General features: G+C 46.1%; 23 protein-coding genes, 1 tRNA gene and 1 pseudogene. 16 read left to right on the forward strand and 9 right to left on the reverse strand.

Translation table 11 applies throughout. The features are described 5' to 3' along the window. Nucleotides 1-83 precede the first annotated feature (83 nt). Complete coding sequence (locus tag H6F74_RS26210; protein ID WP_190445047.1) at nt 84-896, reverse strand: carbon-nitrogen hydrolase family protein; 813 nt, start codon at nt 894-896, stop codon at nt 84-86. A gap of 261 nt (nt 897-1,157) precedes the next feature. On the opposite strand from H6F74_RS26210, the gene H6F74_RS26215 reads away from it, so the two are divergent. The 9 genes and pseudogenes from H6F74_RS26215 to H6F74_RS26250 all read left to right on the forward strand — a co-directional run bounded on the left by H6F74_RS26215 (nt 1,158) and on the right by H6F74_RS26250 (nt 9,365). Continuing rightward, nucleotides 1,158-1,370 carry a hypothetical protein gene (locus tag H6F74_RS26215; RefSeq protein ID WP_190417640.1) on the forward strand — a complete coding sequence of 71 codons (213 nt, stop codon included), beginning with the start codon at nt 1,158-1,160 and terminating at the stop codon, nt 1,368-1,370. A 343-nt stretch (nt 1,371-1,713) separates the two neighbouring features. Then, nucleotides 1,714-2,307: a MarC family protein gene (locus H6F74_RS26220; RefSeq protein WP_190445048.1), complete on the forward strand. Its 594-nt coding sequence runs from the start codon at nt 1,714-1,716 to the stop codon at nt 2,305-2,307. A 211-nt stretch (nt 2,308-2,518) separates the two neighbouring features. Beyond that, the gene (locus tag H6F74_RS26225; RefSeq protein WP_190445049.1) at nt 2,519-2,689 is read left to right on the forward strand and encodes a hypothetical protein; all 171 of its coding nucleotides are present in this window, start codon (nt 2,519-2,521) and stop codon (nt 2,687-2,689) included. Nucleotides 2,690-3,222: 533 nt separating this feature from the next. Next, the gene (locus H6F74_RS26230; RefSeq protein WP_190445050.1) at nt 3,223-6,093 is read left to right on the forward strand and encodes an FG-GAP-like repeat-containing protein; all 2,871 of its coding nucleotides are present in this window, start codon (nt 3,223-3,225) and stop codon (nt 6,091-6,093) included. 176 nt (nt 6,094-6,269) lie between these two features. After that, nucleotides 6,270-6,392: a hypothetical protein gene (locus H6F74_RS30750; protein ID WP_277875869.1), complete on the forward strand. Its 123-nt coding sequence runs from the start codon at nt 6,270-6,272 to the stop codon at nt 6,390-6,392. A gap of 175 nt (nt 6,393-6,567) precedes the next feature. Continuing rightward, nucleotides 6,568-6,894 (forward strand): annotated as a pseudogene (gene rplU, locus H6F74_RS30260) (50S ribosomal protein L21); the annotation flags it as partial. A gap of 323 nt (nt 6,895-7,217) precedes the next feature. Beyond that, nucleotides 7,218-7,523, forward strand: a complete 306-nt coding sequence (gene rpmA, locus H6F74_RS26240; protein WP_190445052.1) for a 50S ribosomal protein L27 — start codon at nt 7,218-7,220, stop codon at nt 7,521-7,523. A gap of 287 nt (nt 7,524-7,810) precedes the next feature. Further along, a complete protein-coding gene (hemB, locus tag H6F74_RS26245; RefSeq protein WP_190445053.1) occupies nt 7,811-8,788 on the forward strand; it encodes a porphobilinogen synthase in 978 nt (325 codons plus the stop codon). Between the two features lie 124 nt (nt 8,789-8,912). Continuing rightward, nucleotides 8,913-9,365: a GNAT family N-acetyltransferase gene (locus H6F74_RS26250; protein WP_190445110.1), complete on the forward strand. Its 453-nt coding sequence runs from the start codon at nt 8,913-8,915 to the stop codon at nt 9,363-9,365. Here the strand turns inward: H6F74_RS26250 and H6F74_RS26255 are convergent. From H6F74_RS26255 to H6F74_RS26280, 6 genes are all read right to left on the reverse strand, one after another. Then, entirely contained in the window at nt 9,358-10,206 is an 849-nt protein-coding gene (locus H6F74_RS26255) for a HAMP domain-containing sensor histidine kinase (protein WP_199301643.1), read from the reverse strand. The genes H6F74_RS26250 and H6F74_RS26255 overlap by 8 nt on opposite strands. A 99-nt stretch (nt 10,207-10,305) precedes the next feature. Continuing rightward, on the reverse strand, nt 10,306-10,905 hold the full coding sequence (locus tag H6F74_RS26260) for an L-threonylcarbamoyladenylate synthase (protein ID WP_190445055.1): 600 nt from the start codon (nt 10,903-10,905) through the stop codon (nt 10,306-10,308). Nucleotides 10,906-11,112: 207 nt separating this feature from the next. After that, nucleotides 11,113-12,042, reverse strand: a complete 930-nt coding sequence (gene prmC / locus H6F74_RS26265) for a peptide chain release factor N(5)-glutamine methyltransferase (protein WP_190445056.1) — start codon at nt 12,040-12,042, stop codon at nt 11,113-11,115. A gap of 3 nt (nt 12,043-12,045) precedes the next feature. Beyond that, nucleotides 12,046-12,867 carry a Tic22 family protein gene (locus H6F74_RS26270; RefSeq protein WP_190445057.1) on the reverse strand — a complete coding sequence of 274 codons (822 nt, stop codon included), beginning with the start codon at nt 12,865-12,867 and terminating at the stop codon, nt 12,046-12,048. An 896-nt stretch (nt 12,868-13,763) separates the two neighbouring features. After that, nucleotides 13,764-13,837, reverse strand: a tRNA-Pro gene (locus H6F74_RS26275). A gap of 118 nt (nt 13,838-13,955) precedes the next feature. Further along, nucleotides 13,956-14,483 (reverse strand): GNAT family N-acetyltransferase, encoded by a 528-nt coding sequence (locus H6F74_RS26280; protein ID WP_190417617.1) that lies wholly within the window; start codon nt 14,481-14,483, stop codon nt 13,956-13,958. Between the two features lie 762 nt (nt 14,484-15,245). Between H6F74_RS26280 and H6F74_RS26285 the strand changes: the two genes are divergently transcribed. The 3 genes from H6F74_RS26285 to H6F74_RS26295 all read left to right on the forward strand — a co-directional run bounded on the left by H6F74_RS26285 (nt 15,246) and on the right by H6F74_RS26295 (nt 17,589). Beyond that, complete coding sequence (locus H6F74_RS26285; protein WP_190417615.1) at nt 15,246-15,971, forward strand: hypothetical protein; 726 nt, start codon at nt 15,246-15,248, stop codon at nt 15,969-15,971. A 94-nt stretch (nt 15,972-16,065) separates the two neighbouring features. Continuing rightward, the gene (locus H6F74_RS26290) at nt 16,066-17,019 is read left to right on the forward strand and encodes an alpha/beta hydrolase (protein WP_190445058.1); all 954 of its coding nucleotides are present in this window, start codon (nt 16,066-16,068) and stop codon (nt 17,017-17,019) included. A 213-nt stretch (nt 17,020-17,232) separates the two neighbouring features. After that, a complete protein-coding gene (locus tag H6F74_RS26295) occupies nt 17,233-17,589 on the forward strand; it encodes a hypothetical protein (RefSeq protein WP_190445059.1) in 357 nt (118 codons plus the stop codon). 149 nt (nt 17,590-17,738) lie between these two features. Here H6F74_RS26295 and tsaD read toward each other — a convergent pair whose 3' ends face one another. Beyond that, nucleotides 17,739-18,776, reverse strand: coding sequence for a tRNA (adenosine(37)-N6)-threonylcarbamoyltransferase complex transferase subunit TsaD (gene tsaD, locus H6F74_RS26300; RefSeq protein ID WP_190445060.1), 1,038 nt, complete (start codon nt 18,774-18,776; stop codon nt 17,739-17,741). 187 nt (nt 18,777-18,963) lie between these two features. On the opposite strand from tsaD, the gene H6F74_RS26305 reads away from it, so the two are divergent. The 4 genes from H6F74_RS26305 to purH all read left to right on the forward strand — a co-directional run bounded on the left by H6F74_RS26305 (nt 18,964) and on the right by purH (nt 21,969). Next, nucleotides 18,964-19,461, forward strand: coding sequence for a Photosystem I reaction center subunit III (locus tag H6F74_RS26305; RefSeq protein WP_190445061.1), 498 nt, complete (start codon nt 18,964-18,966; stop codon nt 19,459-19,461). A gap of 45 nt (nt 19,462-19,506) precedes the next feature. Then, entirely contained in the window at nt 19,507-19,635 is a 129-nt protein-coding gene (locus tag H6F74_RS26310; protein WP_190445111.1) for a photosystem I reaction center subunit IX, read from the forward strand. Between the two features lie 91 nt (nt 19,636-19,726). Further along, nucleotides 19,727-20,245 carry a photosystem I reaction center subunit XI gene (locus H6F74_RS26315; protein ID WP_190445112.1) on the forward strand — a complete coding sequence of 173 codons (519 nt, stop codon included), beginning with the start codon at nt 19,727-19,729 and terminating at the stop codon, nt 20,243-20,245. A gap of 176 nt (nt 20,246-20,421) precedes the next feature. Then, entirely contained in the window at nt 20,422-21,969 is a 1,548-nt protein-coding gene (gene purH, locus H6F74_RS26320; protein WP_190445113.1) for a bifunctional phosphoribosylaminoimidazolecarboxamide formyltransferase/IMP cyclohydrolase, read from the forward strand. Nucleotides 21,970-22,285: 316 nt separating this feature from the next. Here the strand turns inward: purH and H6F74_RS31220 are convergent, their stop codons facing one another. Continuing rightward, nucleotides 22,286-23,203 carry a UTP--glucose-1-phosphate uridylyltransferase gene (locus H6F74_RS31220; RefSeq protein ID WP_347269560.1) on the reverse strand — a complete coding sequence of 306 codons (918 nt, stop codon included), beginning with the start codon at nt 23,201-23,203 and terminating at the stop codon, nt 22,286-22,288. Between the last annotated feature and the right edge of the window lie 126 nt (nt 23,204-23,329).

Raw genomic sequence — 23,329 nt, forward strand, 5'->3', positions numbered from 1 at the left:
AATACTTCGCGGGACTTTTTCCATTCAACAATACTGGCGGCAAGCAGCTTTATTCGCATATCGCCAGTATTGTTAAGGGGAAGTTACATGAAAACCCGATGTTGCAGGGAGGGCATCTGACGGCGGACTTGTTCGAGGCGAGAGGGGTTGATTTCTGCGATCGCTACCCCCGGTGCATCCCCCGCATCCGCTAAAATAACACCCCAAGGATCAATAATCATCGCGTGTCCGTGAGTCTGCCGCAAGGCATAGTGTTGCCCAGTCTGGGCTGGGGCGATAATGTAGCAGGTGTTTTCAATGGCTCTGGCTTGAAGTAATACTTGCCAGTGGTATGCGCCAGTGTAGGCGGTGAAGGCAGCTGGGACAAAGAAAATGTCCGCTCCCATCTGCGCCAAGTGCCGATAAAGTTCGGGAAACCGGACATCGTAGCACACCGAGAGTCCTAAATTACCTAAGTGCTTTGAGGGATAAACTGGCGGTATGCGAGTGCCAGCCATAACTGTGTTAGATTCTCGGTAGGTGTTGCCGTCGGGCAAGTTAACATCAAATAGATGCACTTTTTCGTAACGGGCGAGTTCTTGCCCTGAAGGATCGATGAGCAGGGCGGTGTTATAGACTTTTTGGCTGTCAACCGGAACCGGGAACCCGCCCCCTAAGATGGTAATTTGGAAGCGCTGTGCCATCGTTTTGAGGAATTTTTCGCTCTTTGTGGCGATCGCATCCCCAAGAGCAATCTTATCTTCCTCTTTTCCCAGGAACGAAAAGTTTTCTGGCAAGCTCACTAACTCGGCACCCTGCCGCACGGCAAGATCGATCAGTTCTTCTGCCTGTACCAGGTTTTTTTCCAGGTCTGGCAAGCTAGTCATTTGTATGGCGGCGGCAAGATAGGACTTCATGTGGCTCTCGTGGATTATTTAAATCAGCTTAAATGCTGGTGATGTTGGGAACATAAAAATATATGTTATTACTTTGCCGCCTCTGTGGGCAGTAATAAGGTGATGGTTTAGACAATCTAGCTTTTAGATATAGATATTTAGCCTACTCCTTTGGATAGATATATGGTCTATCTATCCGGAAAAGCGAAACAAATCTTAAGCAAGGTTGGTCTTCAGTTAAAATGCTGTATAGGAAATTCGCGTGTTCTGATGGGAATAACTATGAGTCTAATCCGTAAAATTGTTCAACAAGCTTTAGCGACTGGGTATCTAACCGTGGAAGCAGAAGATCAGCTGCGTCAACTTTTACAGACAAAGTACGATTTCGAGGACTTTACGGCTTTTATTACTTTACAGAAAGAGGCAATGGAAGGTCGGGTACGGCAAGAGTCGCGGGAATTGCTGCACTCAAAGCGTCTTGCGGCGTTGGTATGACTGGCGGGTAGCGATCGCACACCAGAATGACCAGTGATGATGTCTTAGAGAAAGGCTGCAAGGCGCAAGAGGAAGAGAGAAGAACAGGGCGATCGCTTCTGTAAGATGAGGTAAGCGATTGTTTGGGCTGCTTCTTCAGGAAAAGATTAGAGAAATGTAACCGCAGGTAGACGCGCTGGGATGGGAAAGAAGATCCAGGGCGGCTAAGGTAAAAAATCAGAAACAGGCGATCGCTAGTCGGGGCTGGGGGCTGCTGACTTGTTAGTTTGAGATCGACCTTCGGAATGGGGAAATTTTATAGCGATCGCATTACGGTTGAGGAAACATTTCGTAAACTTCAATCGTGGATATCTCTGTTCTGGTCAAAACCTTTGTTGCTGTGTTTGTCTTGGCAGATGCTTTGGGCAATGCACCGATATTTCTAGTCCTGACTAAGGGCATGGAATCAGAGCAAAGAGACAATGTGGTGAACCGCGCTAGTGTGGTGGCAACGGGCGTGCTGCTGCTATTTGCCTTTGGCGGTAAATGGATTCTAAAATATTTAGAAATCAGCATGGGGTCTTTGCGGGTAGCTGGGGGACTGTTGTTGCTGTTAATTGCCCTACAAATGCTCCAGGGAGAACTGGATACACCCGTCGTTGATGAAACGCGGGATGTGGCAATTACTCCGCTAGCTTTTCCGCTTTTGGCGGGGCCAGGAACGCTGACTGCGGTGATGCTATTGATGTCTGAGTCTCCTGATGCTCATCTAAGCGTGGTGGTTGGTATTGTGTCTGCTATGCTCGTGACTTGGTTTATTGTGCGTCTGTCTGCTCGCGTAGACCACTTGATCGGGCCAGAAGGGGCAGTTATCATTACTAAACTTCTAGGTTTTCTTCTAGCAGCACTGGCGGTGGAAATTGGCAGTGCTGGAATTCGGGAATTGTTTCTGACGTAAGATGCGATCGCGTTTTTATAAACGGCAGAGATGCAGAGGAAGACACAGTGATCGCATTCTCCATGTAAGGGCTTTAACATTTCTTACGGGGAATCGTGTTTTTATAAACCGCAGAGACGCAGAGGACGCAGAGGAAGAGAGGGCGATCGCATTCTCCATGTAAGGGCTTTAGCATTTCTTACCGGGGATCGCGTTTTCATAAACGGCAGAGATGCAGAGGAAGAGAAGGCGATCGCATTCTCCATGTAAGGGCTTTAACATTTCTTACGGGGGATCGCGTTTTGATAAACCTCAGAGACGCAGAGGAACAGAAGGCGATCGCATTCTCGATGTAGGGGTGAAGCATTCGGGCGAGTTAGTTTGTGGGAAAAGTGTAGATTAATACACCGAATGCTTCGCCTGGACGGTCAGCGATCTACATTGCATATCTTGTTTTACCCTTGACAGTCTTATTCTTTCTTCCCCACAATTTCTGCAACCCAGGTTTCCTCCTCCGGCGACAAAGGTGGTTTTACAGGCTGTGAGTAATCAATTGCTAATGCGTTGCCATTACCCCTATTTCCTCTGCGCTCTCTGCGGTTCAATCAACAACTTACGACTTACGCCTTTTACAAATATTCCTTAGTATGCCTCAGCTTTAAACACAATGTAGGACTTAACTTACATAATCCTCTTCCTGTCAATGGGTAAGTCCTAATATTGGCTCAACGCATCTTGACACTATGCAATAAATTTAAAATTCAGATTAGTTTAAATTATATTACTTAAAATAAACTCATCCCTGCGATAGTCGTTGTAGAAAATAGTAGCCGTTAATTTTGTTAATTAAGAGCCAAGACTGAAGTAAAGTAATCCATCAAGTTGTTAAATAAATAACCTCCTAAGTAGCTTTATCTAAGAGGAAAAAGAATTGATATGGACAATCACGACTTTCTACAGCTCGTTACTGCCAATTCATCCTTACCAATTTCAGGACAACAGCAAGGTAATCTCTTTTTAAGTGGCCTCTTACAACCTTTTGATACTAATTTGAATCAAACCGGAAGCTTTAGTAACCAAACAAAAGCAGTAATTGCCGACATTGAAATAAAACCCGTTGAATATGATCATTATTTTAAGGAAAATATATTAGGAAACTCTACGTCTGAACTTGGACTTTCTATAACCAATTCTGAATTTACCATAAGTTCAGATTATTCTGATCCATTAACCGGAGATGTTACATCGGTTAGTGGCGAAGCTCTCTTGAATTTAGCCACTGCTACGGCTAAGGAGCAACTAGAATCATTTGCCAGTGATGAAGAATTTATTGACAAAATGAATCTCGCTTTTGGCGACGATTGGCAACCTGAAGAAGCCAATGCTTTAATCGAAAATTTGGTAAGTGGTGAGGCAATACCAAAAATTGAAATTGTTCCTGCTGCTAACTTAAAGGCGAATGGTGCTTTTGGTGAAGATACCATTTATCTATCTGAAGAATTCTTGACTAAAAATGTTGCTAATCCCGAAGCAGTAGCTGGTGTATTGCTAGAGGAAATTGGGCATTATGTCGATCGAGAGTTGAATAGTGTTGATTCTTCTGGGGATGAGGGAGATATTTTTGCCAGACTTGTTCAAGGTGAAACTATTGCTGGAGCTGAACTCGCAGCGTTAAAAACTGAGAATGATAGTGCGACTATTTTTCTCAACGGAAAAGAATTTCTTGTAGAGCTAGCAGGCGACCCCACCGTGCTCGTTCCCATCCCATCAGACTTCAACGGGGTGCCGATCAACGAAGGACTAACCTCCCCATCTGTTGAATTTATGGAAGGGCTTCTCGGAATTCCAGGTGAACTAGATGGTGAGTGTGAAGGTATGGATGGAGTTACAGATCCTGAACTCCGGCAGCTTATGGTCACTCAGAATGTAGGTCCGTTTGAATTAACGGGGCTTAAGCCTGTGGTTGACGCCGTTCAGAGAATTATTGACAAGGTCGAAGTTGAGAACCCAGAACTTTATGGCCAGTTGACGGAAGCAGGGATGCTATGCGTTCGTGCCAAGAGGACAGTAGAAGGCGAACTTCTAGACGAGTTCTCAAATCATTCTTGGGGAACAGCCATCGACATTAGAATTGGCAATTTTGCTTATGATCTAGAAGCGGACGGTCAGACCTATCAAGGGCTTGTGGATCTATACCCCTACTTTAAAGCTGAGGGCTTCTACTGGGGAGCTGCGTTTCAGAATAATGAAGACCCCCCTCACTTCGAGGCTTCGCAGGAACTGCTAGAACGGTGGGAAGCTGAGGGTATATTGACTCCTGGTGCTGAGCCACCCCCTACGTCGCCACCTAGACCCAGTACACCGCCCTATCAAGACTACATAGTGCATGAGGGAACACCGATTGGGGTAAATCCTGCTGCGACACAATTCCTAACTGGGGATTATGACGGGGATGGGAAGAGTGACCTGTTTAGTATTGTCACCCAGGAAACAGGTACAAATTCCACCGAAGTCCATGTTTTGAGTGGCGCAAGCAACTATCAAAACTGGATAGTACATGAGGGAACCCCGATTGGGGTAAATCCTGCTGCGACACAATTCTTGACTGGGGATTACGACGGTGATGGGAAGAGCGACCTGTTTAGCATTGTCACCCAGGAAACAGGTACAAATTCCACCGAAGTCCATGTTTTGAGTGGCGCAAGCAACTATCAAAACTGGAGAGTACATGAGGGAACCCCGATTGGGGTAAATCCTGCTGCGACACAATTCTTGACTGGGGATTACGACGGTGATGGGAAGAGCGACCTGTTTAGCATTGTCACCGAAGGAACAGGTACAAATTCCACCGAAGTCCACGTTCTCAGTGCTGCCAGCAACTATCAAGACTACATAGTGCATGAGGGAACCCCGATTGGGGTAAATCCTGTTGCGACACAATTCCTAACTGGGGATTACGACGGGGATGGGAAGAGTGACCTGTTTAGTATTGTCACCCAAGGAACAGGTACAAATTCCACCGAAGTCCATGTTTTGAGTGGCGCAAGCAACTATCAAGACTGGATAGTACATGAGGGAACCCCGATTGGAGTAAATCCTGTTGCGACACAATTCCTAACTGGGGATTATGACGGGGACGGTCGCAGTGACCTTTTTAGTGTTGTTACAGCAGGAACAGGTTCAAATTCCACCGAAGTCCATGTTCTAAGTGACGGTATTAATGATACCATTGCCGTCCCGCCCCCAGCCGGGTCTACATCGTATGATGTCACTGAAATTATTAACTCTTCTGCTGTCGATCCTGAGATTCGGGAATATGCTGAGACCTCTGTTCCTCTCATCCTTAGTGAAGCTGAAGAAAGTGGAGTTACAGATCCAGGACAAATTGCATATATTCTGGCGAGCGCTGACCATGAGTCACTTCTGGGGAGATATTTGGAAGAACTTGCAAGCGGTGAGGAATATGAGGGAAGAGAAGATTTGGGAAATACCGAGCCTGGAGACGGGCCTCGGTTCAAGGGTAGAGGATATGTGCAAATCACTGGCAGGGCTAACTATACGAATTGGTCAGAAAGACTGGGTGTCGATCTAGTGGGCAATCCAGAGCTAGCCGCCGATCCTGAAATTGCTGCCACAATCCTGGTTGAAGGAATGCGTGATGGCTCTTTTACTGGTGTTGGGTTAAGTGACTACATTAGTGGAGAAAATCGAGATTTTGTCAATGCCAGACAAATCGTTAATGGTGTCGATAAGGCTGAAGAAATCGCCCAGGATGCTGAAAGATATTATCAAGTTTTGACAACATAGACACAGCTTGCTCGTGCCATTCCGCAACTGCCTCTGTGCTCACTCCTACAGGATAGACACTGGGGCATTCAGCAGTTTTGGGAGTGTAGTTTAATATCTCAAATCGCAACCTTTCAGTTCTATTTTTGGTCTACGGTAATAAATCTCCTAGTTTTTTAGACAAAGCGATAGGTTGCATGACGATCTACGAGCCAAGCGGAGCAAATGGAATCAAAGAGTGGTTGTGGGTAATTGCCAGCAGATTTGACGGGATAGGATGCGATCGCGTTCTTGACAAAAACCCGAAAAATCAACGATGATAGTAGATTGTCTGTCTATTCCTGCTCGGATCAGGTTGAGACATTCCAAAAGCTGGCATCACTGACATAGCCTGCTCTCGTCAGGCTTCGTTTGTGTAGCCCCACCCTTGATGGTGTGGGTGTCATTTACTAAACATGAGCCAGCTACCTGTACGGCAACCCCAAGGACTATCCCATGAGTTACGCAATTATTGAGACTGGCGGCAAACAGCTGAGAGTCGAACCAGGCCGCTTTTACGATGTCGAACTGCTTCACGTCGAGCCAGACACGGATATCACCATCGATAAAGTGTTGTTCGTTCAGAACGATGGCGATGTCACCATCGGTCAACCTTTCATCGAAGGCGCGACTGTAGAAGGAACGGTGATGAGACACCGCCGAGGCAAGAAAGTCATCGTCTACAAGATGAAGCCCAAAAAGAAAACCCGCAGGAAGAAAGGGCATCGTCAGGAAATTACCCAGCTGATGATTAACTCCATCAGCATGAATGGCTCAGTGCTATTCTCACAGCAAGAATCAGCCCAAACGCCAGTGCTTGAAGATCCAGATACTGCGCCATACCCATCAGAACTCCCGGAAACCCCGGCGGTAGAGGATTCTGTTGCTGAGGAACCCGCGCCAGTGGAAGTCATAGCTCATGCGATAGAAGAAGCTCAAGAAGCTGTGCAAGAGCTGGTTGAGCAAAACCCAGATGCTGAAGAGTCTGCGCCAGTGGAAACTCTGACCACATCGCTAGAAGAAGCTCAAGAAGCTGTGGAAACTCTGGCAACTGAGGAATAAAACTACAGCACAATAGTAAATAGATAAGAAAAATTGAGGAAACTATGGCTCACAAGAAAGGTACAGGTAGTACGCGCAACGGTCGTGACTCTAATGCCCAACGTCTAGGCGTTAAACGCTTCGGCGGTCAAGTTGTCAGGGCTGGTAATATTTTGGTGCGTCAGCGGGGAAGTACATTTCACGCTGGTCAAAACGTCGGCGTCGGCAAAGACTATACCTTGTTTGCCTTAGTCGATGGCGTTGTCACCTTTGAAAGAAAGGAAAGATACCGCAAGAAGGTAAGCGTTTACCCAGTGCCAGCGGCAGCTGAAGCACCTGCTGAGGCAGAATTGGCAACCGCAGAAGCTTAATTGTTTTGTCGGTAATCTAGAGGCACCCGGCGGGGTGCCTTTTTATTTCAAAGGATATGTGGCAAAAATAGGAGGTGCCTCGATTTCCTACTGGGCAAAATGTCAAAAAGGATACTTTGCCAAAATTAGGGGGAGGCAGAACCTGCCCGCCTTCGCTATCAGGGTGAGCCTGGTAACTAGATGTCACAGAACTTTACGAAATAATAGAGTTGCTACAGGAAACAAAACGATAAACTTTTTAAACCAGCAAAAAACAGTTTTAACAATTAACAACTACACCAAACGCCATGTTCCCTATACATCGCCCTCGCCGCCTTCGCACTTCACCCCAACTACGCCGGATGGTGCGCGAGACTGTTCTTACTACAAGCGATTTAATCTATCCTCTGTTTGCGGTGCCAGGACAGGGAATCGCTAAAGAAGTGAAATCTATGCCAGGAGTCTATCAACTATCGGTAGACAAAATTGTGGAAGAGGCGAAAGAAGTTTATGACCTCGGCATCCCAGGTATTATTCTATTTGGCATTCCTGAAGATAAGGATACAGATGCAACTGGCGCTTGGCACGATTGCGGAATTGTGCAAAAAGCAGCAACGGCGGTGAAAGAAGCGGTGCCGGATTTGGTTGTGATTGCCGATACTTGCCTGTGCGAGTACACCAGTCACGGTCACTGCGGTTATTTACAAGTTGGCGACTTGTCTGGTCGCGTTTTGAATGACCCAACCCTGGAGTTACTAAAGAAAACAGCGGTTTCTCAAGCTAAGGCTGGTGCTGATATTATTGCGCCTTCCGGGATGATGGACGGTTTTGTGCAGGCGATTCGGGAAGGATTGGATGCGGCAGGGTATGAGGATATACCGATTCTTTCCTATGCTGCGAAGTATGCTTCAGCTTATTATGGCCCTTTCCGGGATGCTGCTGACTCTGCTCCTCAGTTTGGCGATCGCAGAACCTACCAAATGGACCCAGGTAATGCCCGCGAAGCGATTAAAGAAATTGAACTTGATATCGCTGAAGGTGCAGATATGCTGATGGTTAAACCCGCTCTAGCTTATATGGATATTATCTGGCGGGTGAAGGAAGCAACAAATTTACCAGTAGCCGCCTACAATGTCTCTGGCGAATACGCGATGGTTAAAGCTGCTGCTTTGAATGGCTGGATTGACGAACAGCGAGTGGTAATGGAAACTTTGACTGGCTTTAAGCGGTCTGGTGCCGATTTGATTCTCACCTATCACGCCAAAGATGCTGCTCGTTGGCTGTAATTGAGGCAATAGGTAAAGCTAAAATTAGCTGAAAATCAATTTAATTTCGGTGATGTTGGACACCAATCGGCTGCTGTCTGGTTAGTAAAATGACCCAGTACGAAAATCTAGGTTACTGATGACGATGGATTGCCGTCATATCCAGTTTTGTGACAATAAATCAAAGATCGACTTCAAACAACTGCTGGAGTTGTTTCAAATAGCAGCCTTCTGGGCGCAAAGTCGAAAAATTGAGGATTTAGAAGTGGCGATCGCTAACAGTGAGCCGGCCATGAGCGTTTGGGATGGCGATCGCTTAATCGGATTCGCCAGAGCCACTTCCGATGGTGTCTACCGTGCCACTATCTGGGATGTGATCATTCACCCGGACTACCAAGGTGCAGGACTCGGACGCAAGTTAGTGGAAACACTTATCAGCCATCCCCGCCTGAGCCGAGTAGAGCGCGTTTACTTGTTGACTACCTATCAACAAGGCTTTTACTCCCGTATTGGATTTGAATATAGCAATCCCAGTACAACGATGGTGCTGTATAATAACCAGCCGGTAGCTGAGCCTATGCCTGTCCAGGTTAGGTAGTTTCTGGTGTCACCAGAGGAATCGAAAGCTGAAGCCTGGTTGTATTGGCTGGTGCTGAAGTAGCAGGGGTGTCGGCTGGTTGTCCCGCCACCACTTCTAGTCGTCCCTGCATGACTTCCAACAAAGTTTGATTGATTAACAGATTCATCCCTGCTGATAGCAGTGGCTCTTTTACAGGCTGCTTGTCTGGATTTTTTACCTGTTCTTCTGTCTTTTTCTCCGTATTGAGCAAATCCACAGGCTCGTTCCAAGGGTGGGAGGTTCCCTCTCCTTGAACGTCAATCCAGATGTGGAGATGATCAGATGCTGGTGAGGGAGAAGCGGAAACTCGAATGCTACCTCCGTCCATACGAGCGATCGCGCTATCAACTAAATTCAGCACCACTTGCTGTAACCGTCGCGGATCTGCCAAAACGTAAATTTCTGGATCGGGGGGCGATACTTCTAAGCCAATGCTGCGATTAGCTGCTTGCAGGTGCGTAAAGTTATAGACTTGCTCAAAAACATTAGCTATCTGTACGGGCTGAATTTCTAGCCGATTGGTGCCATGTTGGGTTTTGGCAACGGCAATAATTTCGTCTAAAAGTTTTACCAGCTTAAGTGCAGAGGCTTGAGCTTGGGCTATAAACTCTCGTTCTTCCTCCGGAGAGTCACACAAATCTGACAAAATTAGCTGATGTAGACCGATTAAACTGTTCAAGGGCGATCGCAATTCATGAGAAGTCCGCGCCAAAAAACCTGCCTTAAACTGGCCCATTTCTGTTGCCATGTTACAAGCAAGTTGGGTTTGCTTGAGTTCCTCTAAAATGGCTTCCAAGTTTGAGTTAGCGTCTTGGGGCATAAACATATATCGGTTTTTAGATTTTGAGAGTTGGGGAAAAGTTACCCTGTACGGGGAATTAGAAATTAATCATCAGAAAATATCTCTAATCAAGGGTCTTTAATTCCCAGTTCCTTCCAATTTAACTGCTCCTTGCCGCAAAATTTCCCATTTACTGTCTGTCCATTTGGCAACGGTGGAAGGAACGCCAAGCGCCAATTTTTCAGTTTCTAATTCTGAGGGTAGCAGAGTTAAGACATCGGGAAACTGTGCTTCGATTTCGGTCATTGTTTCGAGGGGTGGCTCCCCAGAACGATTGGCGCTAGTAGTTGCTAAGGGGCCAGTTTGCGCCAGAATTTTCCCAGCGATCGCGCAATTTGGCACTCTCACTCCTATTGTGCTGGGATCAGCCGGGTTCATGGTTCTTGGGACGCACTCTGAGGCTGGCAATACTAACGTTATCGCTCCCGGCCAATATTGCAAAGCAACCTGTTGCCAAATCTCCCATTCCGCCGCACTTCCAGTTACAAAAGTCCATAAATCTGCTGGCGTTGCTCCCATCAAAATCAACGGTTTATCTCCACTCCGCTGTTTTGCCGCAAAAATTAGCTCTGAGTGTTCTGGCTGTACTGCCAATGCTGGTACTGTATCTGTGGGAAAGCTCACCAAACACCCAGAAAGAGCGCCTTTTATTAGGGCATCAATTGAAACTTGTGCCATGCGATTTTGGATTGAATTTATCTTGATTTTCTGCTTTAAAATTAACTTACTATTATTAACTTTTTATTTTTCGCTATAGCCTTTTTATGGTATATTTAGATAATGGAAATCTGTCCGCTTTTTTGAAAAATTCCTAGATTTTCATTATGAAGAAAATCATTTAAAAGCTTAGTATAAATTTAAATATACCATATAAAAATAGGCATTTCAAGAAATTTTCTCATTTTTAATATAAGCAAGAGCAAAACGTTCAATTCCAGCGAAATCGGCATGAATTGAAATGTCGTAGTAACGCCCTTGTTCTTGCAACATTTGAACAACAGCATCGGCTTGTCCCGCCATCATTTCAATTAGCCAAATACCGCCCGGATGCAGATAGTCAGGTGCTTTCTCTACCAGATAGCGGATGCAATCAAGCCCATCCTTGCCCCCATCTAGGGCGAGATGGGGTTCGTGCTTCGCCACTTCCGGTTGTAGAGAAGGCACCAAACTGCTAGGAATGTAGGGCGGGTTGGAAACCATGCCGCTAAATTTGCCTTTGAGGGCGTGTAAAGGCTCCCACCAGGAACCTTGATAAAAATGAATCCGAGTGGCAAAACCCAGATTAAGGGCATTGTATTGGGCGATCGCAAGAGCCTCCGGGCTAAAATCGACGGCGTGAATTGTTGCCTGTGTTAAGGCATCTGCTAAACCGAGAGCGATCGCGCCACTACCTGTTCCCAAATCTGCCCAGTGTCCTTGCTTTAAACTTTGCGTAACTTGGCTTTCTTTAGCAGCAGTAACTGCCAAATCAATCAGATATTCTGTCTCCGGTCGGGGAATCAACACCGCCGGAGTTACCGCCAAAGAAAAATTACGCCAAGGTGTAACACCAGCGATGTACTGTATCGGCAAGCGATCGCAAATTCGCCGTTGCCACATCTGGGTTAAGACTGACAACGGCAGCTTTACCTTTATCTGGGTTCTGCCTTGGAAAGAATCTAACCGCAGCGCCAACCGATTTACATCGGCAACTTCTAAAAGCAGCCAGTCTACTTCAATCGGGTCAACATCAGCAGACTTAGCCGCATCTCTTGCCCAGTTGCGCCAAGACAAGAGTTCCCCACCTGAAACTGTTGGCGACTGCGGATCGTTCATATCTCAACGTCTGGGTTGTTGAGGTCTTGCTGGCTGTTGTTGTTGAGGTCTTGCTGGCTGAGCTTGATTCTGCCCAGCTGCGGGTTGCAGGGTGCGGATAAATTGTATTGACTCCTGGGACGGATACAAGACAATTTTGCTTAGACCAGGATCATTGCTGGTTAGCAAAGTTTGAATAACACTTTGCAAATCCACTACCTGAATCTCAGTGTTAGCTGCTTCAGCAGGGACAGCTTGCTTGAAGCGGTCTATGAGAGCGACTGCTTGCTGTTTGTCAAAGTAGAAAGGAATAAACCGCTCATTGCCCAGTGGAATAGTCAGATAGTTATTATCTTTCTTAAACTTGGGTACAAAGAGGGGAATACCGTTAAATTGCTGTCCTTGTTGACCGCTCTGAGTAAGCAGCGTTCTTGCCAATTCAACCTGTTGCTGCGCGGGAACTAGAGTGAAAACTGTACCATCTGGCTTCTTTTTACTGGCTTGAGCCATCGTGTAAAAGTCTCCCAAGGACACGGCAACCACCTTCATTGTGGTTGCCAGCTGAGGATTCTCCTTCTTCAGCCGTTCGTCGAGAAATTTTTGAGCATCCTGCTTGCTGACAAAAAAGCCCACCTGTGAAACAGTCTGGTTTTCGTTCTTTATCGAGCGAACCACGAAGTCACCTTGAGCATTGGTGAGCGTAAATACGGGTACTTCAGCTAGCTTTTTTACGACCTGATCTTCTGGCAATGCGATCGCCCGCAGATTTTCCATTGCGGGTAGTCCTCCCAGGAGGATACCACCAACTAGACCCAGTGTTGCGCCCAAACGAACTAATGATTTCATCAGAATTCCCTCAAATTTTTCCTTTGGATACCTCGTCTTACCAAATAGAGTCCAGACCAGGCGAAATGTTTCCTCTTTCAAGCCGTCCCCGTTCATCCGGGTCAAATTTTGTTTCTAACTAAACTGTATCTGTTCTGCTGTTTTGTGGCGACTGCCATTTTTGAATACTTTAATCCCCCATATACTACTTCCTGACACCTAATGTCAATAGAATATTAGCGATCGCTAATATTCTCATCCTCAATGCGTTCTACTGGAAAATAGGATTTCCTAAGTAGTAGTGCTGTGTCATGACGGCGAATTGTCACCTTACAATGACTCTCTAAGCTTCGCCTCGGTTCCAGCCCCTACTTCGCTAGGTTATCCGCTTTTTTCCCACGGCCGCATCTGATTGTCACATAGCTGCTCAGATCCTGAGGAATCCACACACCAAAATTATAAGAAAGCTCTCCGATTTCGGTTGCCTTGAGGCGCTAATTCTTTTTACTCCCAAAAATCGGGATGACCGGATTTAAGAAGGGTCTGTAAGTTTAAATGTCCGCACGATTGAGGCGTTATAGCGCTTGTAATCCGTGTAAGGTAATGAATGCGTTACTACGCTAATAACTCCTTTTTGATACCCAATTTACAGGCTACTGAGAGGTTCATTAGGCAGCGTCTAGCCATTTTTTCAGTTGTACTATCAACTACTACGGAGCCAACCACCGTGCTTTTATCACTTGAGATTGCTTGCATACTCATTCTCTAGCAGTTGTTGATTTTTTCTCAAGCCTGCTACCAGAACGATTAACAAAATACTCATCCTAAGAGAACGCCACCAATCCTTTGACCCAGCTCTCCTAAAATAAAAACCCCAAAACCCTTGATTAGTCTAGGTTTTGGGGTTTTTATTTTAATCGGGATGACAGGATTTGAACCTGCGGCATCCTGCTCCCAAAGCAGGCGCGCTACCAAGCTGCGCTACATCCCGTTCAATTTGAGCGATCGCATTTTGAATATTTTGTACATTAGTTTGTGTACTAATACTGCACGAGCGACCTTTGCTTATTATAGCGTACTTGCTGACTTTTAGATCACCAATTTTCAAATTAATCTGGATACCAAAACATTCCTTTAATCCCTTCCGGGTCTGCAATAAAATTTATTCCCCGGTAAAAATCCACAACTTGAGGATCAGCGAACAGAGTAATGTTACTTATATCTTCGCTGCGAAGTTTCTTGATAGCGTACTTCATTAATGCCTTACCCAGCCCCTTGCCTTGGAAATCTGGGTGAACTACCACATCCCAGATAGTGGCATTGAAGGCATGGTCAGAAGTGGCACGAGCAAAGCCAACTAGCCGTCGCTGAGTTCCCCGCACGTCCCACATTGAAACTACGAGGAAACTGTGTTCAATAGCTTTCTTTACCTTGCGTAACGGTCGCCGCGACCAGCCAACCGCATCGCAGAGTTCTTCCAGTTCATACAGGTCAATGTCGCGCTCAGTGCTAAAAAAGATGCGAGAACCATTGCCTGTGCGATCGCCTGCACCTTCCATAGCATAACCTTCACCAGGCGTCATCTTCGACGCGGTGCTGCTGTCAGAACCGCTAAACAAGCTTTTCCAAAAACCCATGCAGGTGTGGCTAAGGTATTTATATTTTCCTGTTCCTACCAAGCGGTAGAATTCCCACCTTACAGATGAGACTTGCTGATTTACTGATCACAGTTAACGCTGAAAGAAGCTTAACTTCTAGCGCCAATCACCCGATCTTCACAGGTATTAATGCCCATGTACGAATGAGAGTAACGAAGCAATCTAATAAATCAATTGATATTGCCAGAATCGCGTACACTTTTTGATAGTGAGATAGTTTCAGTATCTGAGATACCTCTTATTGCTGCGAATCTGAGCCAAACATCACGAAATAGATGATAACACAATTGCCCTGTCTTTTAACCCACTACAAGCGTTGCTTATCCACATCGCTTGCGGTGTTGGAGCAAGTACAGCGCAATCAGGCAAGACTTTAGTTAGACTGGGGTCTTGAGGGTTCACACTCCGCAGCTTTTCTCTAAATCCTAACCTACCTCTGTTGTTGGAAGGGCAAAAGGCACCAGTTCCTCATGACTTAAGTAGTAGGCTTAAAAAAGAAAATTATGTACGGGCAGCTTCTAATGATACTACTGTTTAGTTACTTCACCTTGAGGAGTTTTAGAACAAAACCCGTAACGGCTATTGGCACCAACTTAGGAAAGTTTACCGAAAGCGGGTATCGCGTAGGTAATTTTTTTAGGATTTGTGAGAGATTAACCAGAAGAGAAGGTTCTTTGGTGAGGACTTGGCTCTGTGTCCCAAAATGCTTTTAATCTGGCAAGCGAGTCTTGACCCCCATCTATGGCAGCGGGTTTAAAATCATCGACAATGGAACTCCTGAAGCGCTTTAATCGGGCGTTTCCTCAGTTTTATGAGCAGTTTGTCAGCAGCGAGATCCAGCTACAAAATCTTAGACTCGCCTATCGGCTCTACAAAACTAGGAGAGCTGTAATTGAGCTGAAACCTGAAGGTAATAAAAGTGCCTTGCATTTTGCTTACCGCAACCAATCTTTTCTACTAAGTGATATTTTTGGGGTTCTGGCTGCCTATGGGCTGACCATCCACAGTCTCAGTCTGTACGGTCAGATATCCCCGCCCATGCTGGTTTTTATCAAACTTGTGGTGTCTCGTGGTAGCAAAGCACTGACAGACAAAACTTCAGAAAACGTCTGCCGCGCCATTCGGGAGGCTTTGGCTGGGCGTTTTGAAGTAGAAGAGATGCTGGCCGTAGAATTTAACCTGGACGCTGGTTTGGAACAGGTGGAAACGGAATTTTATGTAGATCCTGTGTTCCATCTGCCAGCGCTGTTAATTGAGGCAGACAACCAGCCTGGTTTGTTTTATAAGGTGATGTACGCTATCTGGCAAGAGGATTTACTGGTGGTCAATGCCAACTTGCTAGTCTGGCGGGGGCGAACTCGCTTGATTCTCTACTTATTGGGGCCTAATGAAAGCATAATCCCGGAATATCTGGGGCAGAAAATTGCTGAAAGTGTGCGACAGCGATTGCTGGGGCGCAGATTTTAATAAGCTGACGGCTAATAGGTAAATGGCTTTTTACAAGCCATTAGCGACTGACCTGTTAACTAAGGAAGGCGGAACTTCAGGATAGGATCAATATATGGCAACTATAGAAATCCTGGGAGTTCGGCACACCTACGATTTGACGGCTCCCACTGCAACATCTACCCCTGTCTTGGTCTTCATTCACGGCTGGCTCTTAAGCCGTCGGTATTGGCAACCGTTAATTGACCGACTCTCCCCAGATTATCAGTGTCTATCTTATGATTTACGCGGGTTTGGGGGTTCCCAGCCTCCGCCAAAAGAACATAGGCAGGAAGCAATAAAAAATAGAAACAGGGAGAATCTTGCCGAGACGCGATCGCTTGTGTCTAAAACTGGGGAAAATCAAGAATCTCTCAGTTTAAGCCTTTGGCAGTACACTCCAGCTGCCTATGGTCGCGATTTGGGCATTTTGTTACAAAAGCTGAATATTTCTAATGCTTGGCTGATTGGTCATTCGCTGGGCGGTAGCATTGCCCTTTGGACGGCAGATCAGCACCCCGATCGTGTCAAGGGCGTTGTCTGCATCAATGCTGGCGGTGGGATTTATCTCAAGGCAGCATTTGATCGGTTTCGGGCTGCTGGCCAGCAGTTGTTGAAAGTGCGCCCGCGTTGGCTGTGCTATGTGCCGGGGATTGATTTGCCCTTTACGCGGGCGCAGGTGGCACGTCCAATTGCTAGGGTTTGGGGACGGCAGCGGCTGATTGATTTCCTCACGGCTGACCAGGAGGCGGCGCTCTTGACTTTGTTGGATTCGACGACGGAAGCGGAAGTGAACCGCTTACCCCAAGTGGTGTCGCGCCTATTGCAGCCTGTTTATTTCATTGCTGGTGCTAAGGATACGGTGATGGAACCCCAGTATGTGCGTCATCTGGCAAGCTTTCATCCACTGTTTCAAGCTTGCGGTTATAACGTCATGGAAATTCCTGATTGCGGACATTTGTCGATGGTGGAGCAACCAGAGACAGTTGCTACCCAAATTCGCAACATTCTAGCGGCTCATTCTTCGTAGAAAGGATAAACTATCTCAAAGATAGGGTAGGTGTAGCGCTCGCTAATCCTATCCTTGGGACAAGACTGCCTCTTATGCTTTTATCAAGGATTCTGGGCTTTTTGGTTTGTTTAGCTTTCAGACTTAAGATATATAACCCATAAATAAAGTCAGCTTTATATTTTATCAAGCTAAAATTGTTAAACAAGAAAAGTTTACAAAGATTTAAGCATTATGAGCGATCCCAGCCAGACAATCCAAATCTCACCAGAGTTTCCTGACGAACAGCTACTGGCTATTTGTGAGGCAGCGGATGTGATCGCCTGTGAGTGTCCTAGCTATTTGGTACAAATTTTGAACCAGGTAAGAGAATTTCGCCGCTACACCAAGGAATGTATCGACCAATTTCCGGACAATGCTGCTACTCATCACTGGCTTAGCGAACAGGTTAGTCAGATGGAAATGCTACTGTGTTTAACTATTTATGAGCTTTTACAGAAAGAAAACCTCATAGATGAGGATAATCAGCTAAATCTGCAACAGCTGTCCCAAAGAAATCGAGCGATCGCGTTGAGCAAAGTTGCCTGCTAGTCTCCGTTTTCGGAAACTATACAAAACATTATTGGATGAAGGGACTAGGGACTGGGGGCTGGGGACTGGGAAGAGTGGGGGAATGAGAGAGTTACTGATCCCAATTCCCAATTCCCAATTCCCAATTCCCAATTCCCAATTCCCAATCCCTAGTAAAGCTGCATGACATCAGTAATAGCAAGGCGGGACTGAACACCCAAAGTCAACCGGGAGGTATGACCCCGATTAAGGTGTTCAGCGGCGGCACAGCCAATCATTGCCGCGTTGTCGGTGCAAAACTTGAGATCCGGGAATAGTACCCGCAGGTTGCGAGTGGCAGCAGCGGCAGCTAGATGGCTTCTCAGTCCGCTGTTAGCCGCGACACCGCCACCGATAACGATAGTGTCAAGACCGTAGTCAACAGCGCAAGCGATCGCTCTTTTAGTCAAACTTCGCGATACACTCTCTTGGAAACTCGCAGCAATATCTTTCACTGGCAGCAATCCACCCTGCTGCTGCAACTTTTGCACCAGCCGCAACACCGCCGTCTTTAAGCCACTAAAACTAGAATCGTAGGGATGATAACCGCCACCAGGCAACCCCACATTTCCCTCCGGTAAAGGATAAGCTTGGGGATTTCCCTCTCGCGCCAGTCGGTCAATTACTGGCCCCCCAGGATAACCAAGATTTAACAATCGCGCCACCTTATCAAAAGCTTCCCCCGCAGCATCATCGCGGGTTTCCCCCAGCGTTTCGTACACACCACAATCTTTGACATAAATCAAGCTAGTGTGTCCGCCAGAAACCAACAGACACAAAAAAGGCGGTTGTAAAGCTGGGTCGCTTAGATACGAAGCATAAATATGACCCTCCAAATGATGGATGCCGACAAAAGGTTTCTGGTGGACGATAGCAAGAGTTTTAGCAGTAGTCAAACCTACTAACAACGCTCCCACCAAACCCGGTGCTGCGGTTGCTGCAATTCCATCAATTGCCCCCCATTCAACTTGAGCATCTTGGAGAGCTTGTTCTACACAAAAGTTAATAGTTTCGACGTGCTGACGCGAAGCTACTTCCGGTACAACGCCGCCATACTGCTGATGGACAGAGATTTGGGAGGAAACGACGCTACTGCAAACTTCACGATTTTTAACAATCGCTACTGCTGTTTCGTCACAACTTGTTTCAATCGCTAATACTGTTGTCATTTACTGCTACTTAAATATGACGATTTTTAACAAACGCTACCGCTGTTTCGTCACAACTTGTTTCAATCGCTAATACGGTCGCCATTCACTGGTACTTTAATATATCGATACATGATTGCTTTCGTACAAACGAGCGCCCTGTTTTGTACACAAACATTGTCAAGTTGTAACAAAAGGAAACAATCCTATGAGACGATTGTTAGCTTTGATTTTTGCCATTTGTATTTGGGCTAACTTTGCCCCAAGTGCATCTGCTGATGAAGTGGCTGGACTGGTGCCTTGTAGTGAGTCCCCAGCGTTCCAGCAACGTGCTGAAAACGCCCGTAAGACTAACTTCGACCCAGATTCCGGACGTAAGCGCTTTGAGCGTTATGCTCAGGCATACTGCGGCCCAGAGGGTTTACCCCACTTAATTGTAGATGGTCGCCTAAATCGTGCTGGTGATTTTATCATTCCTGGCATTCTGTTTCTATATATCGCAGGTTGGATTGGTTGGGTTGGTCGCTCTTACATCCAATCGGTGAAAAAAGAAGCTTCACCAGAGATGAGAGAAATCATCATTGATGTTCCACGGGCAGTAAGCTTGATGCTCTCCGGCTTCACTTGGCCTTTGGCAGCAGTCAACGAATTACTCACTGGTAAATTGACTGCCAAAGAAGATGAGATTCCTGTCTCAATTCGCTAGGTTTCATTGAAATCTTTGACTTGTTTTGGAGAATAATTCATGCAGTTGCAATATTTCATCAAGTATCTTTCCCTAGCCCCGGTTCTAGGTATTGTTTGGATATCCGTTCAAGCGGCTCTTTTGGCTTTCTTTATCTACTATTTGCCAGACCTGCTTTTCCATCCAATGCCGTAAGCTTTTTAGTCATTAGTCATTAGTTATTAGCTGCTTTTAATGACTAATGACTAATAGAATGAAATTACCCTCACTAAAGGTGAAGAAAATTATGGTACAAGCAATTAGTGAATCAAAAAATCGTCCCAGCGATATCAGAAATCGGGAAGTTGTTCACATCGCTGGCGACCCGCAAAATGGCAATTTAGCAACACCGATTAATGCTTCCGGTTTCACGAAAGCTTTCATCAATAACTTGCCAGCCTATCGCAAAGGTCTGTCACCCTTCCGCCGCGGACTAGAAGTTGGCATGGCTCATGGTTATTGGCTGATTGGCCCGTTTGCTAAGCTGGGCCCGCTGCGGGACACCGATGTGGCGAATTTGGCTGGTTTGATGTCAACGGTGGGCTTGATTGTCATTTTGACAATTTCCCTATCTCTGTATGCCTCTAGTAATCCTCCCGAACCCACACAAACGATTACAACACCTGCTCCCGACGCTGCCCTGAAAACACAGGAAGGTTGGAATGAGTATGGCAGTGGTTTTCTGATTGGTGGAATTGGCGGCGCGGCATTCGCCTACCTGTTGATTTCTAATGTAGAAATCCTCCAGAACCTCTTTAATGGGTAATTCTGTAAAAGAGCGAACAGTAGCCTGGAAGCCTTTTATAACAAAAGCCTTCCAGTATTAAAGACTACTAAATGAACCCTGCCCATGCCGTGAGGGCAGGGTTCGCCTTTTTGTGCAAAAGGAGAGCGATCGCATTTATCCTTAATGATGTTGGACACAGGGAAAGTTTTACCGTCATGCCACGTTTAGCGCTGCTGAGTGTATCTGATAAAACCGGGTTAATCAATTTCGCCCGTCAGCTAGTGGAATTTGAGTTTGATATCATCAGCAGTGGTGGAACAGCCAAAGCCCTAAAAGATGCTGGGCTAAAAGTAACGAAAGTTTCTGATTACACGGGGTTTCCAGAGATTTTGGGGGGACGAGTCAAAACGCTGCATCCCCGGATTCATGGCGGTATCTTAGCGCGTCGGGATTTGCCGCAAGATGTGGCAGATTTGGAAAATCACCAAATTCGTCCGATTGATTTAGTGGTGGTGAATCTATATCCTTTTGAGCAGACTATTGCTAAACCGAGTGTAACTTTGCCGGAGGCGATTGAGCAGATTGACATCGGTGGCCCTGCTATGTTGAGGGCATCTGCAAAAAATTTCCAGCATCTAACGGTTTTGTGTAATCCAGCTCAGTACGATGCTTACTTGCAAGAATTAAAAGAGTATGGTAGAGAGGCATCTTTAGAGTTTCGGCAAGCTTGTGCTTGCGAGGCATTCTCCCACACTGCGGACTACGATCGCGCGATCGCATCCTACCTTCACCTGTTTACCAGCAAACAGGGGGAAGAAAGGGAAGGAACAAGCTTTACCCTTTCTGGAAACCAGCTGCAATCTCTACGTTATGGCGAAAATCCCCATCAAGCGGCAGCGTGGTATCAAACTGGAACAGTTGCCTCTGGATGGGCGGCGGCGACAAAACTCCAGGGAAAGGAACTGAGTTACAACAATTTAGTCGATTTAGAAGCAGCGCGGCGAATTATTGCCGAATTTACGGATAAGCCAGCGGCGGCGATTCTCAAGCACACGAATCCCTGCGGTGTGGCTGTAGGAGATAGCTTGTCTGAGGCTTATGAAAAGGCTTTCAATGCTGATGCAGTTTCGGCTTTTGGTGGAATTGTAGCCCTAAACAAGCCGATTGATGAACCGACAGCAACAGCGCTAACGAAAACATTTTTAGAATGTGTGGTAGCACCGGGTTGTACCCCAGAGGCGCAGGAAATTCTGGCAGCTAAGTCTAAGGTGCGGGTTTTGACTTTACCAGATATGGGTGCTGGGCCGGAAAATACAGTGAAAGCGATCGCTGGTGGTTTTCTGGTTCAAGCTGCCGATGATGTTGTGGAAACCCCCACCCAGTGGCAAGTTGTCACCCAAAAGCAACCGACTCCAGATCAACTCGAAGAATTGCTATTTGCCTGGAAGATTTGCAAGCACGTCAAGTCTAATGCAATTGTAGTAACACGCGATCGCGCCACCTTAGGAGTTGGTGCCGGACAAATGAATCGCGTCGGCTCGGTTAAAATTGCCTTAGAACAAGCTGGGGAAAAGTCCCAAGGTGCCACCCTTGCCAGCGATGGCTTCTTTCCGTTTGATGATTCGGTGCGAACAGCAGCAGAGGCGGGAATTGTGTCGATTGTTCAGCCGGGCGGCAGTATGCGCGATCAAGATTCGATTCAAGCAGCGAATGAATTGGGTTTGGTGATGGTATTCACTGGTATGCGTCATTTCTTGCATTAAGAGTGTCAGTTATCAAAGTGTCACGTACCATACATTTTGTTAGATTGAACGGCGATATGCTTCTCTTGTGTGAGGAGCGAGCTTAAAGGAAAAAGCGCCTGGGGTCGAAACACGGCAAGACTCCCAGGCGCTTTTTCATGGGACAGAAATTTTAAGGGTGTCCACTTTCTAAAGTGTCACTCTCCAGACTTATTCTTGAATTGAACAGCGATATGCTTTTCTTGTGTGAGGAGCAAGTTTAAAAGAAAAAGCGCCTGGGGTCGAAACACGGCAAGACTCCCAGGCGCTTTTTCATGTGAAAGTACAAATCCTTTATTTACGACACATTTCTAAAATCAATCATCGTCTGCCGATAGGGATCTGGTAATCCAGTGTCATAACACTTCCCTTTGACAACATATCCTGTCATTCCCTCCTCTTTACATAATTTGTCGAGACAGGATGTTAGTTGAAATTCGCCTTTTACGTCGCGGTTGTTGTTGTTGATGTTTTCTTCCAAAAAATCAAAAATTTTCGGTGTTAGTACATACAAACCAAATATACATAAGAACTGATCTTCTGCAATTCCCTCTACACGAAGATGCTGGAGTGCATACTCAATTGTCGGCTTTTCGGAGAGTTGGGTCACGGAAAGAATTGAGTTTAACTCCTGCCAAGTTCCTGTAACACAGCCAGACTTATAAAGGCTTTCTGCGGGAAGGGTAGTCAAACTAACAACACTTTGATTGGCTTGTTCGTAAATATCTAAAATTTGACCAGTACACGATGTTTCAGTGTCAGATGAGTAAACATGATCGCCCAGCATCAGCAGAAATGGCTCATCTTTTACCCATTCTTTGGCACAGAATACAGCATAACCGTAGCCTTCCGGTTCGTCTTGATTTAAAATAGTAATTCTGCTCCCTAAATCTTGGAGATACTGGCTGTATTCCTGATTTTGGGGTGATAGCTTCTTGTAAAGTTCTGGTGAGAGTGGTGCTTTAAAGAATTCTTCAAAAAGTGCGCGATCGCTTGGTTGCACAACTATCCCAACTTCTTCTATACCGCCGCTAATTGCTTCTTCAACAATCGCCATAATTACAGGCTTAGCACGACCATCTTTATCAATAACTGGAAAAAGTTCTTTTTTCACCGCTTTGGTAGCTGGAAACAAACGAGTGCCGAAACCACCAGCCGGAATCACGGCTTTGCGAATTTTTTTATCCGAATTAACTGTTAAACTTAAAGCTTGCATTTGAGGAAAATCCCGGTTAATTATTTCGATGACTTGTTGCTGGCTTTCTTCGTCTTTCACAATAAACTGTGCTGTGCCATCCCCTTGCGAACCAACGCCTTTTCCTCCTAAAATGTATGGTTTAAG

This window comes from Trichocoleus sp. FACHB-90 (assembly GCF_014695505.1).
Taxonomy (GTDB): domain Bacteria; phylum Cyanobacteriota; class Cyanobacteriia; order Cyanobacteriales; family FACHB-T130; genus Funiculus; species Funiculus sociatus.